This is a genomic window from Helicobacter pullorum NCTC 12824 (assembly GCF_017979475.1).
In the GTDB taxonomy this organism is placed as follows: domain Bacteria; phylum Campylobacterota; class Campylobacteria; order Campylobacterales; family Helicobacteraceae; genus Helicobacter_D; species Helicobacter_D pullorum.
On record NZ_JAERIT010000003.1, the window covers coordinates 1 to 17,092 of the forward strand.

Below are 17,092 nucleotides of genomic sequence, written 5' to 3' on the forward strand. Positions count from 1 at the left end.
TTTGCACTTGGGTTGAATGAGGTTTTTCTAGGTTTTCTAGGTTTTCTAGGTTTTCTAGGTTTTCTAGGTTTTCTAGGGATTGTTGGGATTGTTGGGATTGTTGGGATTGTTGGGATTGTTCTGCGGCTTCTACATTTTCTATTGTAGAGGTAGAATCTAGTGTAGAGCTGTTGTTTGGATTTTCTTGTGGTAGCTCTATTGGATTGAATGGTTCTTGAATTTCAATTGTTTCTTGGTTTTGTGGGGCAATTTGCAAGGTTATATCTTTTTTTTGTTCTAAAGATTCTTGAAGTGTTTGTATAAGTTCTTGTTGCTGTTTGGAGATATTTGGTTGTGGGGAGGGTGCTTCTTGTATAGGCTCTTGTGCTTTGAATCTTGGTTGAGGAGCAGTATAAGAATCTCCATAGCCATAGCTTGGAAAGCTAATATTGTGCATTTGTGTAGAGAGATTTGCCTCTTGTGTAGGTTGTGGCAAGGGTTGTGTGTCAAGCGGAGTTTCTTCTTTTGGGGTTTCTAGATGAGTTGGGGATATTTGAGGGGTTTTTGAAATTTCAATAGAATCTATAGAATCCTCTAAATTTTGGGTTTTTTGGGGTGTTTGTGGAATAATATCAGATTGTGTTTGTTCCAAAATAACTTCTTCTATGGATTCTTCTATCTCATTAGAAGCGTTTTGATCTAGCATTTCTTGTGCTTTTTTGAGTTCATCTTGGATGGCGTAGCGAATATCTTTCATTTCCTCTTCATCGAGATTTTTTTGGATTTGGTCTATCTCATCTTTGAGTGCCTCTCTAATCTCTAACATTTCATTATTAGATTCTTGCTGGATAGTTTGTGGTATATTTGCATTGGGATGGATAAGGCAATCGTGAGTAGAATTTGTTGGTTCTTTGTCGTAATATGCACTAAAGGGTTTGGCGGAATAGAGATTCTTTGGATAGGCTTTAATGGGTTTTGGCTGCTCTTTGGGTGTGTCTGGGATTGTTTTTTGGGTAGGGAGATTATTTTCTGTGGTTGTATTTTTTGGGGTTTGTTGTGTGGTTAGTTCTTCTGTTTGTGGTTTTTTGATGAGTTTAATAGGATTCTCATCTTCCTCTTCTTCTTTGGCAAAAAAGCCATTTTTGTCAAATTCTTTAAGCCTTTGTAGGCTCATCATAGATTCCATTTGGAATTGGCGTAAATCATGATTTTCTTGTTGTTTGGCTTCTTTGATTGGGATAAGGCGTATTTTTATTTCTTTTTGTGGGGAATTATTTGCATTGTTTTGGAGTTTTATAATTTTGTGTGGAGAGGTATCTTGAGTGGTTTGTGGCAAACTAGAGTGAGGATTCTCGGTGTTCTCATCTTGTGTGTTTGCTGAATCTTCTTGTTGGGTTTCATTGGGGTTTTCTTGTGTGTCCGCATGAGAAGAGTTTTTGCTAAATTCTGCTAATTCTTCAAGTGTTAGGGGATGCGGAGTGTGTTTGGGTGGAGCATTTTTGGAAGGGGGAGTAAAAAAAGCCTTGATGGATAGTAAGATATTTTTGTTTTTTTGTTGAAACTTTTCTTTGTCTATTTTGGTTTGCTCTAGGTCTTGTTTGATTTCTTTTTTGAAGTTAAAAAGAAGCTCTTTTATAGATTTGTTGCGATAAAGCATTATGCTTAATAAGAATAAAAATAAAGCAAGAATGAAAGTTCCAGTTGGAGTAATTAGGGGTTGTAATATGCTCACAAAGGCAGTGCTAAAGAATCCAGAATCTTTGATAAATACACCTTGAAGCACCAAAAAAGCAAGTGCGCCGATAGTCGCTCCGAGTATTTTTTCTATCAAACGCGGGGTTGTCTTTTGGTGTTTGGAAACTAAATAGGCTAACCAAAAAAGCCAAATATAACCAAGATAGCCAAATAAATAAAAATGCAAATTTGCATAAGAAATGCCAAGACTCCCAAGCCAGCCAAATTTACCAATAATTGATAAAAATCCGAGTATTATAAGGGTTGCAATAATAAGTGTTTTTTGATTAATTTTTAAAAAATTTGCTTTAATGTTGATTCCTTAAAAAATATTCAATAATGGCGAGAGGGTGAGAGAATCGAACTCCCCAGCAAATAGACACCTATTCGCTCAAATGGGTTTGAAGCCCATGATGCCCACCAGTGACATATACCCTCCAAAAATTAAATTTTTGAATCTAGTGTAATTTTACTTAATTTTTACTTGACTATGAATTAAAAATGCGTAGAATTTCTCAAATCAAGCGTGAAATATTTCTAAGATTAAGTTATTAAGATGCCTTTTTTCTTTCATCATTGATTTGTTGGACTTTAATGAGGACTTCAACCATTGCTTGATAGAGGGTTTCTGGTATTTCTTTGTCAATATCAACATCTTTATAAAGCGCTCTTGCTAGTGGAGGATTCTCGATGATTGGAATCTCGTGCTCTTTGGCTATATCTTTGATTCTTTGAGCAAGAAAATCCACGCCTTTTGCCAAAACTCTTGGTGCTCTTTCTTTGGTAGAATCATAGCGTAAAGCCACAGCATAATGCGTAGGGTTGGTAACAACAACATCGGCACTAGGAATATTTTGCATCATACGCTTTTTGGCTGCTTGAAACATTAAAGAGCGGATTTTGCCTTTGATTTGTTGATCCCCTTCTTGGTTTTTGAATTCATCTTTGACTTCTTGTTTGCTCATACGCAAAGATTTGAAGTATTGATAGCGTTTGATGAGGTAATCTGTGATTGCCATTACTAAGAAAAAGGCTAGAAGTATTGCAATGAGTATAAGGGCTTTGTCCTTTAGCCAAATCATTTGATCCCCAATGGGGAATAAAGAAACGGTGGTTAGCTCTTTCATAAAGCCCAAAAAAACAAAAAATGCAATGATAAATGCAGTCATCACTTTAAAAGTAATCAAAAAGCCATCGAGCAATTTTTTAAGAGAGATGATATTTTTTATGCCGGTGATGAAATTAAGCTTTTGTAGTTTGGGTTGAATAGCTTTTGTGGTAAGCAAGAATCCACTTTGAGAAATGTTTGCAACAATCCCAGTTAAAACTAATGCACCAAAAATAGGTGCGAGTAAATAAAGGATTTGGAAAGTTAAAGAAATGGTGATAGAAATTGCATCAGAACGCGTTAAATCTTGGTTGAATGAATTATAAATTTGAAAAAAAATATTGCTAATGCCATCAACCCAAAAATTAAAACACAAAAAAATCAAAACAAGACCAACTACTAATCCCAAAAAGGCATTGACATCAGGGCTTTTTAGGACATTTCCCTCTTCCCGTGCTTTTTCAATTTTACGGGCGGAGGGGGCTTCGGTTTTTTCTTCATCAGCCATTTAAAAAGCCTTGTGTTGCTTGTAAATAATCATAAGGGGTATTGAGGTTTTGGGTTTGAGATTCTTCGATTTCTATGAAATTTGTCCCTATAATCCCTAATAGCTCCATTAAGCGATAGTTTTTTTGGGAGATTTGTTTTTGTATGGGAATTAAAGAATCATAAGTATAGATTCCAAGCAAAGGGTGAATTTTTTTGTTTTTGGCAAAAGTGGATTTTTTTGTTTTTTGATAAGATTCTTGGAGTTTGGCAATGCTTTGTTGGGTAAGAAAGGGAGAATCAATGCTAACTACAAAGAGACTTTGAGAGAGCGTTTTGAGAGAACTTTCTAATCCAAAAATAGCGGCAAATTCAGCACTAGAATCTAAAATAGTTGGAATCTTGTAAGAATTTTGGATAGCAGTTTTGCTAGAAAAATAAACTTTTTTAAAAATTTTTTGCATTTTGTTTGCTTGAAAATCAGCTAAACTTTGTCCAAAAAAATCCAAAGTTTCCTTTTTCTTGCCCATTCTTGAGCTTTTGCCACCACACAAAATGATACAATTTTCAATTTCCAACTCTTTGCCTTAAACCGAATAAATACTTAAAAATAGAATTATAGCTTTTTTTGCTTTTCTTGGGTATGATTGCAAAGAAATCTTTAGAATTTAGGAGAACATTTGCTAGTTGATAGTTTTGGACGCACAATAGATTATATTCGTATAAGCGTTACAGAAAGGTGTAATTTTCGTTGTGTCTATTGTATGCCAAACACTCCTATGGATTTGGGCAGGGAAGAAGATGATGTGCCTTTGGAGGGTGTATTAAACTTCATTAAAGTTGCTATTGATGAGGGGGTGAAAAAAATCCGCATCACAGGCGGGGAGCCATTATTGAGAAAAGGGATTGTGGATTTTATTGGTAAGATTTATGAATATAGTCCAAATATTGACATAGCATTAACAACTAATGCTTATCTTTTGGCTCCTATTGCAAAGGATTTAAAGCAAGCTGGTTTGAAACGCATTAATATTTCTTTGGATTCTTTGAAAAAAGAAAAAATTGTTTGTATTTCTAAGCGAGATGGGTTAGAGAAGATTCTGCTTGGCATAGAAAAAGCCCATAAAGAAAGGTTTTTGATTAAGCTTAATATGGTGCCACTCAAAAATATTAATGAAGATGAAATTGTGGATATTTTGGAATATGGAATGGGGCTTGGCATTGGAGTGCGTTTTATTGAGTTTATGGAAAATACACATGCAAAAAATGGCACACAAGGGCTTAGAAGTGATGAGATTCTTGCTAAGATTGGGACAAAATATTCTTATAATCTACTAAAAAAAGATATTTTTGGACCAGCAACTTTGTTTGAAATACCTAGTAAAAATTCTTATATGTTTGGAATCATAGCTCCCCATAATGATGATTTTTGTAAAACCTGCAATAGAATCCGCTTAAATAGTGAAGGCAAGCTCGTGCCTTGTTTATACCATGAAAACGCAGTGGATATCAAAGAGGCTATGTTGCGTGGCAATGCTGATGAGATTCTAAGTAAGCTGAATTTGTGTATCCAAACTAAGCCAGAGAAAAATGATTGGAATGAAAATATGGTTTCTACAAGAGCATTTTATAAAACAGGCGGTTAATCTTATAGTCCATCAAAATAAAAATTAGGAGAGTTTATGAAATAAATTAAAAAGACAAGTTTGAGTGTTTCTTGGTTTGCTTTTACTTTGTTGAATGCAATAGTTATTACAATGCTTAATTATAGGGCATTTGAGTATGTTTATAATAATCTTTCATCAAGCAATTTTCTAGCAACTTTATTGCTTGTGGTGGCTTATTTTTGTTTGGTGTATATTATTTTTGCCTTGCTTTTTGTGAAATATCTCACCAAATTTTTTATGATTATTTTTATGGGGTTTTAATTGATTCTGATATGATTAAAATGTAACAGAAACAGATTCAAAAGAAGTTTTAGAATTGCTTAATTGGAGATTGATAGCGGTGTTTTTACTGGTTATTGTTTTTGGCTGGTTGATTGCTAAAATAAACATTGTTTATGCTCCATTAAAGAGGCAAATTTTGTTTAGGACTTCTAGCATTGCGGTGGCTTTGGTATTGTTTGTGGCTTGTTTTTTGCCTTTTGCCAAAATTTATGTTCCATTTTTCCGCACACACAATCAAATTCGACTTTATAATACGCCCTTTTATCAATTTTATGCCTTGCTCCGCTATTACCAAAAAATCTAATAGCCAAACAGGAATTTAAAGTCCTTACCAAAGAGGTTAAAATAGAAGATGCTAATAAAAGACTGCTTGTTATGGTAGTGGGAGAAACCGCAAGAGCTGCGAATTATTCTCTTGGTGGTTATTCTAAAAATGATACAAATTTTTTTACTAAACAAGAATCGATGATTTATTTTTCGCAAGTTTCTTCTTGTGGGACAGCAACTGCTATTTCTCTACCTTGCATGTTTTCTTTTTCTAAAAGAAGTGAATATTCTAGCAGTGAATACCAACAAAATGTGTTAGATGTGTTGTCAGAGGGGGGGGGGGGCATATCGTGGCTTAGTAACAATACCGGCGGATGTAAAGGGGTTTGTGCGAGGCTAGATGATGTCGTTTGGTTGAAAGAGGATTATGATGAGGTGCTTTTAAAAGAGCTTGAAAAAAGGCTACAAAAACCAAAAAATCAACAACTTATTGTGCTGCATATACAAGGTTCTCATGGACCCTCTTATTATAAGCGATATCCACAAGAATTTGAGAGATTCAAGCCTACTTGTCAAACCAATCAATTAGAAAAATGCTCCCAAAAATCTTTGGTGAATACCTATGATAATACATTGCTTTATACGGATTTTATCCTCTCTAAAATCATTGCTTTATTGAAACAAAAGCAGGATTACCAAAGTGCTTTGTTTTATATTTCAGACCATGGAGAAAGTTTGGGGGAAAATGGAATCTATTTGCATGGTATGCCCTATCCACTAGCACCAAAAGAGCAAACGCATGTCCCAATGATGTTTTGGAGTAATGATGGGCAGTTGATGAAAAAATTAGATGGCAAAAAAGATTTGGAATTCTCGCATGATAATATTTTTCATACAATTTTGGGATATTTTAAAGTAAAAACACCTATTTATGATTCTACTTTGGATTTATTGAGTAATTAAAATGGAGAAATAATATGAAGCCAAAATATCATCTTTTTAAAAACGCAAAATATGCACTTGAGGGATATCGATACTTTTAAAAAATGAAATGTCTTTTAAAATAGAGTTTGGAATAATCATTCCTGCAATAATTTGCAGTTTTTTTCTACCGGTTTCTTTGGTTGAGCATTTGTTGCTAGTCTCTGTTTTGCTTATGATTTTTATTGCAGATAGTTTTAATACAGCCATAGAAGCGTGTGTTGATTTGAGTGTAGATAACTGGTATAAACAAGCCAAAATAGCTAAAGATTGTGCTTCTGCTGGAGTGTTTTTTAGTGTAATTTTGGCGATTTTTGTTTGGGGGTGGATACTTTTTGATAATTATAATAAAATATTTTAAATAATAATTATTTTCTTTTAAGAATTATTATGTATAATTCCATTAGCTTTTTTGAAAACAAAAGAGTATAATACTAGAATATTAAAACCAAAAGGAGACGAAATGAGTAAAATTGTCCAACAACTTAAACAAATTCAAGCAGATAGTGCAGTTTTTTATATTAAATTACACAATTATCACTGGAATGTTACAGGTATGGATTTTCACCCAACCCATAAGGCGTTAGAAGGAATGTATGATGATATGGCGGATTTGATGGATGATGTAGCAGAGCGTGTATTGCAAATCGGAGATAAACCCTATGTAACAATGAAAGATATGTTAGCAGCGGCTAAAATCAAAGAAGAAAGTGCTACTAGCTTTGATTCAAAGACTATTATTAAAGCTATTTTGCCTGAATATGAATATTTCCTCAATGCCTTTAGAGAGCTTTCAGATACTGCAAATGAAGCTAATGACAAAGCAACAATTGCTCTAGCAGATGAGAAAGTGGCAAATCTTGAAAAGGCAATTTGGATGCTAAAAGCACAACTTGCATAAAATTTGGATTCTTCGGAATCCAAAAATTTGCTTTTATTTTAAAATTTATCTTATATCTATCTTTCAATAAAAATTAACAAAGATTTTATTAATTTTGAGTAAAATTCAATTAAAGTATAAATTTGAATAAGGATTCAATAAATGAAGAAGTTGATATTACCCTTATTGTGTGTTTTTGCGCTCAGTGGCTGTTTGACTACGACAATGCAAACTAAAGCAACAATGTCCCAAAGTGTGTTTATCGACCCTGTGGCGAAATCTGAACAGACGATTTTTATTGCGATGCGAAACACAAGTGGGCAGAATATTAATTTGCAACCAAAAATTATTGCCTTGCTTCAGAGTAAGGGCTATACGATAGTAGATGATCCACAAAAGGCAAATTTCATTTTACAAGCTAATGTTTTGTATTGTGATATTAAGCAAGAAAATAATGCTGTTGGAGCTGGAGTAGTAGGCGGTATGGCAGGTGTCGGAGTAGGGGCATATAATCATAATTCAGCAACAGGGGCTGTAGTTGGTGGATTGGCAGGTGCTGCACTTGGTGCTTTGGCTGGTAAATTGACAGAAGATACGGTATTTCAAATGCAAGTTGATATTAATATTAGACAAAAAATTAAAGGTGGCACAATCAATACGAATTCTTCTGCTTCAAGGCAAGCTAATGTAAATGATGGTAGAAGAGCAGGGCTGCTTAATAGTTTTGGTGGAGAACTTGGCAATACTCAAGGTGGTGGAAGGCTAAGTGATAATAGGACAAATTACAATGAGCAAATTTATACAGGCGAATATTCAGAGAAGCAAACAACACTCCTAGCAGAAGCAAGCAAGTTAAATTTGAATATTGATGAAGCAATCCCGGTGCTAGAGGATAAAATCGCTACGCAAATTAGTGGAATCTTTTAAGATACTGCTAGTATAAAGGGTATTAGCAAAAGGATTGAAATCAAATAAATGCCACTTTAAGACTGATTGCCATTGTGCTTAGTTTGCTAGTTGGGGCATTTTGCTTGGTGGTTGATTATAGGGTTTAGTGTTAGTGGTTTGGTGAAAAGCTTGATTTTGGTATTGTAAATTGTTGGCGTGCTGACTGCTTTTATCATCGGCTGGTTTATTTTGCTATGATGTTTTATAAAGATTGCATTAATGCAAAATCATGTTGGGCAGTATCGTAACGATAGAAGAGAAAGAGGGATGATTGATTGAGGTGATAATTACCACAAGGGTGGCAAATCCTTGTGGCCTTAAAGCAAGAGTTAGGCAATTATTCCTTTTTCCTAAAAAGAAAATTTCTCACTTCTTCTCTAAAGAGAGTAATAAGCAAAGAAATAATTGCAATGAATGCGTTGAAATCCATTATGGACTTCTTATTTACGGTTTCCTCCCCACACCCAACTTAATAGCCAAAAAAAAGCCCAGCCTCCAAAGAGACTGAGCCAAACCAAATACAAGAAGTCCATAATGGATTTCAACGCATTCATTTCTATCCATCTTGCCAAATGGATAGAAAATTATATCACAAATTCTAAAAAAGATTGATGTGTTTGCCAAATGCATTTTTGGCTTTTGTTTTAGTCTTTTTGGGGGAGTTTATGGCAAGGGCAAGGATTTTTAAAGCTTGGAATTAAAACCCCAACTCATGATAAAGTGCAATAGCATATCTATCAGTCATAGAGGCGATATAGTCCGCACAAATGCGGTGAATCTTAGCCCCATTTTCTATCTTTTTTTGCATTTCTTTGGGGAGAAGATTGACATCATTATTGAGGCATTCATAGAGTTTCCTTACACATCTTTTGCCCATAAACATTTTTCGTGAAATTTCCTCGTGGCGGTAGAGATTCTTAAAGAGGATTTTCTTTAGAATCTTAATTTCCCTTTGCATTTCTTGTGTGTGGCTAATAGGCAAAGAATCTTTTGCATTGTATTTGAAATGTTGCGTGGAACTTTGAATTGGTTTGTTGTTTTGGATAATATCATAAACCAAAATTGTGATTAATCTTGAAGTGAAGCGGTAGCGGAAAATCGAATCATTTGGGCTGATTTTTTCTTTTTCTTGGACATAATTAAGGCAATCTTGAACAATTTTGCTCTCTTGTAAAATTTCAAAATTAATCAAACCATATTTTACCCCATCATCAATATCGTGGCTAATATAGGCAATCTCATCGGACAAATCCACAATGATTGCTTCTAAGCTTGGGTGAAATTCTGGTTTAAAAGTATCTTTATGCCATTGATTTAAAAAGACTTTTTCATAGGGATAGGAATGTTTTAATATCCCTTCTAGCGTGGCAAAAGTGAGATTTAAGCCATCAAATTCTTTGTATCGCTTCTCTAGGCTTGTAACAACTCTAAAAGATTGGAAATTGTGGTCAAATCCGCAATGGTATCCATAGTGCCTCATAATTTTATCAAGTTCATCACCGCCTGCATGCCCAAAAGGAGTATGCCCCAAATCATGAGCTAGAGCGATAGCTTCAGCCAAATTTTCATCTAATCCTAAATGATCAGCAAGTGTTCTTGCAATTTGACTTACTTCTAGCGAGTGAGTAAGCCTTGTGCGAAAATAATCTCCACTTTGATTTAAAAATACTTGTGTCTTATACTCTAATCGCCTAAAATAAGAACTATGGATAATCCTATCTCTATCTCTTCTAAAGGGATTTCTAAAGTCTGGATTAACTTGAAAAAAGCGATGGTGTGGATTCATTATAAACCTTTGCCTTAGATTTTAGCTTAAATGCGAGTATTTTACCATACATTTGTGCTAAGATTTTCAAAAATATTTTAAGGAATTTCTATGATAGTTTTTGAAGATGAATTTTATAAGGTTGTTGCAAAACCTTTTGGAGAGTATCAGACAAATTGTTATCTTGTATTATCTAAAGAAAAAGAAGAATCTTTGATAATAGATCCGGGTATTGGTGCAAGTCAATGGGTGCTAGAAAATGCAAAGAATCCCTTAGCGATTCTCAATACTCATGGGCATTTTGATCATGTTTGGAGTAATGCAGAATTAAAAGAAAAGTTGCCTAATACTCCATTATTGTGTCCTTTAGAAGATGCTTTTATGCTAAAAAGTGATTGTTTTAGCACAGGTTTAACAGAATCAAAAGCCGATATTTTAGTGGGTGCCAAAGCAGATGAATCCCCTATAGAATCAACTGCTAATACTGCAAATTTAAAAAGAGAAAATAATTACTATTTTGGAGATTTTGAAGTAAAATTTGTGTGCTATCCCGGACATACTCCGGGGTGTAGTGTGATAATAATATCCCATAAAAAATCAAAACAAAAAACTATGTTTAGTGGGGACTTTATTTTTTATCGTTCAATTGGTAGAAGCGATTTTCCTTATTCAGATAGTGCGACAATGAAAGCTAGTTTGGAAGCTTTTTTGGAAAATGATGAAGATATGCCTGTATTTCCCGGACATGGCAAACAAACAAGTATTAAACAAGAGCAGGCTAATATTCCTTATTGGCTTATGAGAATCTAATGTTAAAAGCAAAATAAAGATTCTAGCCCCCAAAAGGGGGGAGTAGAATTATTTGGACATTGGAATTAAATCTGGGAAGATAAATGCTAATGCATAAGTGAAAATACCAATACCAATTACAAATACAATAGAATATTTTACGGTAAATCTAAAGAGATCAGATTCTTTGCCGACTAATCCTACCGCTGCACAAGCAATCGCGATACTTTGTGGAGAGATCATTTTGCCCACAACTCCACCTACAGAGTTTGCAGCTAAGAATAACACTTCAGGTATATCAAGTTGTCTAGCTGTGAGCTGTTGTAATGTCCCAAAAAGAAGGTTTGAACTTGTATCACTACCAGTTAGGAATACTCCAAGCCAACCAACAATGGGTGAGAAAAATGCAAAAGCATCGCCGGTTTGTGCTAGAGCTAAAGCAAGGGTTGCAGATAAACCACTATAATTTGAAATATATGCAAAACCAACAACCAAAGCAATAGTGAGAAGTGCGAATTTCATTTCATTTAAAGTTTCTCCAAAAGTCGCTACAGCAGTAGAAACTTTGACTTTTAAGAGTGCCATTGTGATTAATGCGGTGATGAAAATTGAAGTCCCTGCATTTAAAACAAGCGGTAATGAGAAAACAGAATTAACTGCCTTTGCTTCATTAACAGCTGGTGGCACTTGGATAAGTCCCATTAGGCTATCAAAGTTAAATTTCAATGTAGTAAAGGCTAACGCTTCTTTGAACCAACCTTGTGTCCAAATAATAATCATTGCAATCAAAATAACAAAAGGCAACCATGCAAGTGTGATTTGAGAGGCAGAATATTGTTTGGCTTCAATAGTTTGTTTGCCGCCCACTTCTTCATCAAATTTGAAAGTATTTTTTGGCTTCCAAAATTTTAAGAAAATAGTTGTTGCTGCGATAGATACAACCGCTGAAGCAATATCGGGTAATTCTGGTCCTAGATGTGTTGCAGTTAAATATTGCACCACAGCAAAGCTAAATCCTGCCACAAAAAGTGCTGGCCAAGTTTCTTTTACGCCTTTAAAGCCGTCCATTAGGAATACTAAAAAGAATGGTACAAAAAGTGATAGTGGAGGAAGCATATGCCCAGCAACAGATGAAATTTCAATCGCAGGGACGCCAACAACTCCTGCCATAGCGATAATTGGAATTCCAACAGCACCAAATGCCACAGGTGCTGTGTTTGCAATCAAGCATAATCCCGCTGCATAGAGAGGTTTTAAGCCCATACCAACAAGCAATGCAGCAGTAATAGCAACAGGACCACCAAATCCAATCGCACCTTCCAAAAATGCCCCAAAACAGAAACCTATAAGAATAACTTGTAATCTTTGATCGGGCGTGATAGCAATGATGGATTCGCGTAAAATATCAAAATATCCCGATTTTACCGTAAGCTTATAGAGGAAAATTGCTGCAACAATAATCCACGCAATAGGCCAAATTCCATATAATGCACCATATACGAAACTAAAAAGCATTTTGTCAAATGGCATACCATAGAAAAATACTGCAATAATAGCCGCCAAAATAACAGTTAAAGCTCCCGCTGTATGTCCTTTGGTTTTAAAAATAACTAAAGATACAAAAAAGAGTGCAATGGGTAAAAACGCTACCAATGCACTTAGCCAAAGGCTATTAAGCGGATTATAAACCTGTGTCCATTCCATTCAAACTCCTAGATAAATTTAGTGAATTGACTTTTGTGTCAAATTCATTATAAAAAATATTTTTGAAAATATGTATAGTTTTGTAAAAATGAAATTATTTTTAACCTAAAATGTTACAAAAAGTGTTACAAATTTTCTTTGTAGGGTAAAAATTTTTTGGACTTATTGATGTGTTTTAATGGGAAAATATGTATTTTGTGATAGATTTTTAAGTGAATTAAGTTTTTAATTTGTAAGAAGGAGCCAATCTTGAAAGTGTATTTTTTCTCGACCTGTATCGGTGCAGCAGCGTTTGCCGATACCTGTGTCAATAGCATAAAGCTTTTGCAAAAAGAAGGCGTGCAAGTTATCTTCAAAAAAGACCAAACTTGTTGCGGACAGCCTAGCTTTAACTCTGGGTATTATGAGGAGACCAAAAAAATCGCCCTCCATAATATGAATCTTTTTAAAGGCAATGAGCCTATTATCCTACCTAGTGGTTCTTGCACAGGAATGATGAAAGTCGATTATATCGAGCTTTTTGAAGGAAGTGAGCATGAATCTCAAGCGCGAGAATTTAGTAGCAGAATCTACGAGCTTAGCGAGTTTTTGGACAAAGTGCTAAAGGTGCGTTATGAAGATAAGGGCGCACCTACTAAGGTTACTTGGCATAGCAACTGCCACGCGCTGCGGACAGCCAAATGTATAGATTCTGCAAAAAATCTCATCAGAAGCCTTAGCAATGTCGAGCTTATCGAGCTAGAACGCGAGGAAGAATGCTGTGGCTTTGGCGGGACTTTTAGCGTCAAAGAGCCTGAAATCTCTAATGCTATGGTTACTCAAAAAGTGCAGGATATTGCCTCAAGGGGCGTGGAGTATATTTTGAGTGCAGATTCTGGGTGTCTGCTCAATATCTCTGGTGCGATGAAAAAGCAAGGTGTGAATGTCAAACCTATGCACCTCTATGATTTCTTAGCACAGCGAATCGGACTATAAGGAGGGAAATATGAGCAGTATCAAACAGCAATACCACGATATCGTGCATACCAAACTAGAGGACGCACAACTTCGCAAAAACCTCCTAAGCGTGATGGACACGCTTAAAGGCAATCGCAAAAAACTCATTTCTACGCGATTTTTGGATTGGGAGGCGTTGCGTCAAAAGGGCAAAGAGATTAAGCAAAAAAACCTCTCTAAGCTTGATAGCCTACTAGAAGAGTTTGAATCTAATGCCCTCAAAAATGGCTTTATCGTGCATTGGGCAAAAAACAGCGAGGAAGCCAACCAAATCGTGCTTGAAGTGATGCAAAAAAATGGCATTACAAAGATTCTCAAAGGCAAGTCAATGGCGAGTGAGGAAACCCACCTCAATGCGTTTTTGAAGCAAAAAGGGCTAGAGCCAATTGAGACGGATCTAGGCGAGATTATTATCCAGCTTATCGATGAGCCGCCCGTGCATATCGTCGCCCCAGCGATTCACAAAAACCGCTACCAAATTGGCGAGATTTTTCACCAAAAGCTTGGCGCACCACTAGAATCCGAGCCTGAAAAACTCAATGAAATTGCGCGTGTGCATTTACGCAAAGAGTTTAAGGAATTTAGGCTTGGGCTTAGTGGGGTGAATTTTGCCATCGCTAATGAAGGGGCGATATGGCTCTTAGAAAATGAGGGTAATGGGCGTATGAGCACCACGGCGTGCGATATTCATATCGCGTTTTGTGGGATAGAAAAAGTCATTGAAAGCTTTGAAGATGCTTCCACGCTTAATGCCCTGCTTATCCCCTCTGCCACTGGTGCACCGGTAACTTGCTACAATAATATCATCACTTCTCCACGCAAAGAGGGCGAACTTGATGGACCCAAAGAAGTGCATATTATTCTATTAGACAACAACCGCTCCCAAATGCTTAGCGATTCACATTATTATCGCGCGCTTAGCTGTATTCGCTGCGGCACTTGTCTAAACCACTGCCCGGTGTATGACAAAATCGGCGGACACGCTTATCTAAGCACATATCCCGGACCTATTGGCGAGGTAATCTCTCCACAAATCTTTGGGCTAAACAAATTTAGCCCTATGCTTGATCTTTGCTCACTCTGTGGGCGGTGTAGCGAAGTATGCCCGGTAAAAATCCCACTTGCTGAACTCATTAGGGATTTGCGTAGTGAGCGTGTGGGGCAGGGGCGTAAAAGCGTGGTAGGGACAGATTCTAGCACGCAAAATCCAGCTGAAATAAAAGCAATGCGACAATTTGCAAGTCTAGCGACAAATCCTAGCAAATGGCGGTTTGTGCTTACTATGGCAGGGATTTTCGCACCACTTGGCAAGGTGTTTGCACCCTTTGTGCCATTGCTAAAATCTTGGGTGAAATACCGCGAGTTTCCACAAATTAGCGGCAATCTCCACAAAAAAGTATCCCAAATGCAAGGAGTGATTTATGAGTAAAAGTGAAATTTTAGGACGCGTGCGAGATTCTCTTAAGGCAAACACACATATTCCTAGCCCCAAGGTGCATTATGCTAATCCTATGAACTACACACACGCAGAGCTTTTGGAAGAATACAAACTTAACCAAACCAACAATAAAGCAATCGTGCGTGAATCTAGCGTGGATAGTCTAGAATCTACCATAGAGCAGATTCTCAAAGAAGTGCAAGCAAAACAAGTGCTATATAATACCGATGTGAAGCTAGAGCTTACAGGTGTGGAATCTAAGCTAATCCCCTACACACAAAGTGTAGATTTGGCTCGTGAGGAACTTTTTGGGATTGATACCTCTATCGTGGAGGCGCGCTGTGGTGTGGCAAATCTAGGAATCGTGGGCTTAAGTGCTAACCCAAATGCTCCACGTCTCTCTTCACTCATCACCAATAATTGCATTTATCTTTTGAAAAAAGAAACTATCGTCGAAAATCTCTATGCAGGGATAGAATCTATCAAAGCCTATGAGAGAGAGCGAAGTGGCAAGGAAATCCTGCCTACAAATATCATTTTTGTAGCAGGACCTTCACGAACAGCAGATATTGAGCTACAAACGGTGTTTGGCGTGCATGGACCACGCGTGGTGTATGTGGTGGTGTATTAGAATGATTCAAGGCTAAGAGCTTTGAATTGCTCTTTTGAGAATTGATTTAGAATCAAAATTGTGTTTATTTATAGAATCGGGAGAAAATGGATAAGGCGATTGTTCTAGCAAGTGGTGGGCTTGATAGTTGCGTGAGTATTGCTTGTGCATTAAAGGATGGTTATGAGGTTTGTCTTTTGCATATTAATTATGGACAAAGGACGCAAAACCGTGAAGATAGGGCATTTAGCGATATTGCAGATTTCTATGGAATCACACAAAAGCTGATTGTAGATATTAGCTATCTACGGCAAATTGGAGGTTCCTCGCTTGTGGATTCTTCAATGCCTATTGAAGAGGATACGATTCCAAGTGCTAAGGGTGCGATTCCCTCAACCTATGTGCCTTTTAGAAATGCTAATATGATTTCTATTGCGGTGAGTTGGGCGGAGGTTATCGGGGCGAAGAAAATCTATATTGGTGCTGTGGAAGAGGATTCTAGCGGGTATCCTGATTGTAGAGAGATTTTTTATCAAAAATTCAATGATTTGCTCAAGGTCGGCTTATCTCCAAAAAATGAAGTGGAGATTCTAACTCCACTAATCCATTTAAGCAAGAAAGAAATCGTGCAAAAAGGGATAGAGTTAGAAGCACCTTTGCACCTCACTTGGAGCTGCTATCAAAATGAAAATAAAGCCTGTGGAGTGTGTGAGAGTTGCAAGCTACGCTTGAGGGGGTTTGAACTTGCAGGGATGAAAGATCCTATCAAGTATGAATAATTTAGAATTTTGATGAGAGCGAAATTGCAAGATTCTACTGCGTCATTGTAAGCAAAGTAATCCATAAATTAAATAATACAAAGGGTAGCCACATAGCCAAATCAAATGTGATTTGAATTGTGGATTGCCATATTTTTAATCGATTCTTGCAATGGCAAAATTCCAAAATTTCTAAGAGGACAAGGGCATTTATTGTGGGGTTAATGCAATAGAAGCGGAACACTGCCCTTAAATCCCTAATCCTTTAATTCCAAAGGATAGATTGAGGTAAATTTACCACCACTTTAGCGCTAATGCCCACTTTCATAGAGCATATATTGGAATCTCTCTGCTATCATCTGTGCTTTTTGCAAGATTTCATTTGCAATTTTAGGGGAAAAGATTTTGTTTAAACATTCTTCAAACAAACTAAGCCAAAGGCTAAAAAACTCTCTAGGAAAGGGGGGTAAATCCAAATGTGCTTTGAGGGGCTGTCCTTTATAGTCTCCACTTCCAAGCAACATTCCCTGCCAAAAGTTTGCAATCTTTTTCTTGTGTGCCTCCCACTCTATATCGCTTGTGCCAATAGCATTGTTAAAAATCTCGCCAAGCCCATTTTTATCTACGCGAATCTTTGCATAGAAAATATCCATTAATTGATTGATTGCTTCTGTGCAAATTTCTTGATATTGCATAAAAT

Annotated in this window: 13 protein-coding genes, 1 tRNA gene and 3 pseudogenes; 10 read left to right on the top strand and 7 right to left on the bottom strand. The window is 36.4% G+C overall.

The genetic code is table 11. From position 1 onward, the window contains the following. The 4 genes and pseudogenes from JJQ98_RS02645 to JJQ98_RS02660 form a co-directional block, all read right to left on the bottom strand. Nucleotides 1–1,900: pseudogene (locus JJQ98_RS02645) on the bottom strand (hypothetical protein); the annotation flags it as partial. Between the two features lie 153 nt (nucleotides 1,901–2,053). Further along, nucleotides 2,054–2,152: transfer RNA gene (locus JJQ98_RS02650), tRNA-Sec, on the bottom strand. A 112-nt stretch (nucleotides 2,153–2,264) separates the two neighbouring features. Next, on the bottom strand, nucleotides 2,265–3,329 hold the full coding sequence (gene flhB, locus JJQ98_RS02655; RefSeq protein WP_054195327.1) for a flagellar biosynthesis protein FlhB: 1,065 nt from the start codon (nucleotides 3,327–3,329) through the stop codon (nucleotides 2,265–2,267). Further along, on the bottom strand, nucleotides 3,322–3,885 hold the full coding sequence (locus JJQ98_RS02660) for a molybdenum cofactor guanylyltransferase (protein ID WP_199770030.1): 564 nt from the start codon (nucleotides 3,883–3,885) through the stop codon (nucleotides 3,322–3,324). Before JJQ98_RS02660 ends, flhB begins: the two co-directional genes overlap by 8 nt. A gap of 102 nt (nucleotides 3,886–3,987) precedes the next feature. Here JJQ98_RS02660 and moaA point away from each other — a divergent pair, with 102 nt between their 5' ends. The 5 genes and pseudogenes from moaA to JJQ98_RS02685 all read left to right on the top strand — a co-directional run bounded on the left by moaA (nucleotide 3,988) and on the right by JJQ98_RS02685 (nucleotide 8,311). Then, nucleotides 3,988–4,953, top strand: a complete 966-nt coding sequence (gene moaA, locus JJQ98_RS02665; protein ID WP_151104871.1) for a GTP 3',8-cyclase MoaA — start codon at nucleotides 3,988–3,990, stop codon at nucleotides 4,951–4,953. A gap of 111 nt (nucleotides 4,954–5,064) precedes the next feature. Continuing rightward, nucleotides 5,065–6,486: pseudogene (locus tag JJQ98_RS02670) on the top strand (phosphoethanolamine transferase). A gap of 14 nt (nucleotides 6,487–6,500) precedes the next feature. Beyond that, nucleotides 6,501–6,865: pseudogene (locus JJQ98_RS02675) on the top strand (diacylglycerol kinase). Between the two features lie 102 nt (nucleotides 6,866–6,967). Then, complete coding sequence (locus JJQ98_RS02680) at nucleotides 6,968–7,405, top strand: Dps family protein (protein ID WP_065826467.1); 438 nt, start codon at nucleotides 6,968–6,970, stop codon at nucleotides 7,403–7,405. 141 nt (nucleotides 7,406–7,546) lie between these two features. Continuing rightward, nucleotides 7,547–8,311 (top strand): complement resistance protein TraT, encoded by a 765-nt coding sequence (locus JJQ98_RS02685; protein WP_054195331.1) that lies wholly within the window; start codon nucleotides 7,547–7,549, stop codon nucleotides 8,309–8,311. A gap of 718 nt (nucleotides 8,312–9,029) precedes the next feature. Here the strand turns inward: JJQ98_RS02685 and JJQ98_RS02690 are convergent. Beyond that, complete coding sequence (locus JJQ98_RS02690; protein ID WP_054195333.1) at nucleotides 9,030–10,118, bottom strand: deoxyguanosinetriphosphate triphosphohydrolase family protein; 1,089 nt, start codon at nucleotides 10,116–10,118, stop codon at nucleotides 9,030–9,032. Between the two features lie 90 nt (nucleotides 10,119–10,208). On the opposite strand from JJQ98_RS02690, the gene JJQ98_RS02695 reads away from it, so the two are divergent. Beyond that, nucleotides 10,209–10,907 (top strand): MBL fold metallo-hydrolase, encoded by a 699-nt coding sequence (locus tag JJQ98_RS02695; protein WP_104719527.1) that lies wholly within the window; start codon nucleotides 10,209–10,211, stop codon nucleotides 10,905–10,907. Between the two features lie 48 nt (nucleotides 10,908–10,955). Here the strand turns inward: JJQ98_RS02695 and JJQ98_RS02700 are convergent, their stop codons facing one another. Beyond that, on the bottom strand, nucleotides 10,956–12,590 hold the full coding sequence (locus JJQ98_RS02700) for a lactate permease LctP family transporter (RefSeq protein ID WP_005021913.1): 1,635 nt from the start codon (nucleotides 12,588–12,590) through the stop codon (nucleotides 10,956–10,958). 249 nt (nucleotides 12,591–12,839) lie between these two features. On the opposite strand from JJQ98_RS02700, the gene JJQ98_RS02705 reads away from it, so the two are divergent. The 4 genes from JJQ98_RS02705 to queC all read left to right on the top strand — a co-directional run bounded on the left by JJQ98_RS02705 (nucleotide 12,840) and on the right by queC (nucleotide 16,413). After that, a complete protein-coding gene (locus JJQ98_RS02705; protein ID WP_151104872.1) occupies nucleotides 12,840–13,565 on the top strand; it encodes a (Fe-S)-binding protein in 726 nt (241 codons plus the stop codon). 10 nt (nucleotides 13,566–13,575) lie between these two features. Next, complete coding sequence (locus tag JJQ98_RS02710; protein WP_151104873.1) at nucleotides 13,576–15,015, top strand: LutB/LldF family L-lactate oxidation iron-sulfur protein; 1,440 nt, start codon at nucleotides 13,576–13,578, stop codon at nucleotides 15,013–15,015. Continuing rightward, complete coding sequence (locus JJQ98_RS02715) at nucleotides 15,008–15,655, top strand: LutC/YkgG family protein (protein ID WP_065830009.1); 648 nt, start codon at nucleotides 15,008–15,010, stop codon at nucleotides 15,653–15,655. The genes JJQ98_RS02710 and JJQ98_RS02715 overlap by 8 nt, the downstream gene beginning before the upstream one ends. Before the next feature lie 86 nt (nucleotides 15,656–15,741). Further along, on the top strand, nucleotides 15,742–16,413 hold the full coding sequence (queC, locus tag JJQ98_RS02720) for a 7-cyano-7-deazaguanine synthase QueC (protein WP_151104874.1): 672 nt from the start codon (nucleotides 15,742–15,744) through the stop codon (nucleotides 16,411–16,413). Between the two features lie 290 nt (nucleotides 16,414–16,703). On the opposite strand, the gene JJQ98_RS02725 is transcribed toward queC, so the two are convergent. Then, nucleotides 16,704–17,087 (bottom strand): group III truncated hemoglobin, encoded by a 384-nt coding sequence (locus JJQ98_RS02725; RefSeq protein ID WP_054198081.1) that lies wholly within the window; start codon nucleotides 17,085–17,087, stop codon nucleotides 16,704–16,706. Nucleotides 17,088–17,092: the final 5 nt, after the last annotated feature.

What these genes read in the sequence shown, in the direction of transcription:
- flhB (WP_054195327.1), bottom strand. Translation starts at nt 3,329, where the DNA reads ATGGCTGATGAAGAAAAAACCGAAGCCCCCTCCGCCCGTAAAATTGAA.
- JJQ98_RS02680 (WP_065826467.1), top strand. Translation starts at nt 6,968, where the DNA reads ATGAGTAAAATTGTCCAACAACTTAAACAAATTCAAGCAGATAGTGCA.
- JJQ98_RS02685 (WP_054195331.1), top strand. Translation starts at nt 7,547, where the DNA reads ATGAAGAAGTTGATATTACCCTTATTGTGTGTTTTTGCGCTCAGTGGC.
- JJQ98_RS02690 (WP_054195333.1), bottom strand. Translation starts at nt 10,118, where the DNA reads ATGAATCCACACCATCGCTTTTTTCAAGTTAATCCAGACTTTAGAAAT.
- JJQ98_RS02695 (WP_104719527.1), top strand. Translation starts at nt 10,209, where the DNA reads ATGATAGTTTTTGAAGATGAATTTTATAAGGTTGTTGCAAAACCTTTT.
- JJQ98_RS02700 (WP_005021913.1), bottom strand. Translation starts at nt 12,590, where the DNA reads ATGGAATGGACACAGGTTTATAATCCGCTTAATAGCCTTTGGCTAAGT.
- JJQ98_RS02710 (WP_151104873.1), top strand. Translation starts at nt 13,576, where the DNA reads ATGAGCAGTATCAAACAGCAATACCACGATATCGTGCATACCAAACTA.
- JJQ98_RS02715 (WP_065830009.1), top strand. Translation starts at nt 15,008, where the DNA reads ATGAGTAAAAGTGAAATTTTAGGACGCGTGCGAGATTCTCTTAAGGCA.
- queC (WP_151104874.1), top strand. Translation starts at nt 15,742, where the DNA reads ATGGATAAGGCGATTGTTCTAGCAAGTGGTGGGCTTGATAGTTGCGTG.
- JJQ98_RS02725 (WP_054198081.1), bottom strand. Translation starts at nt 17,087, where the DNA reads ATGCAATATCAAGAAATTTGCACAGAAGCAATCAATCAATTAATGGAT.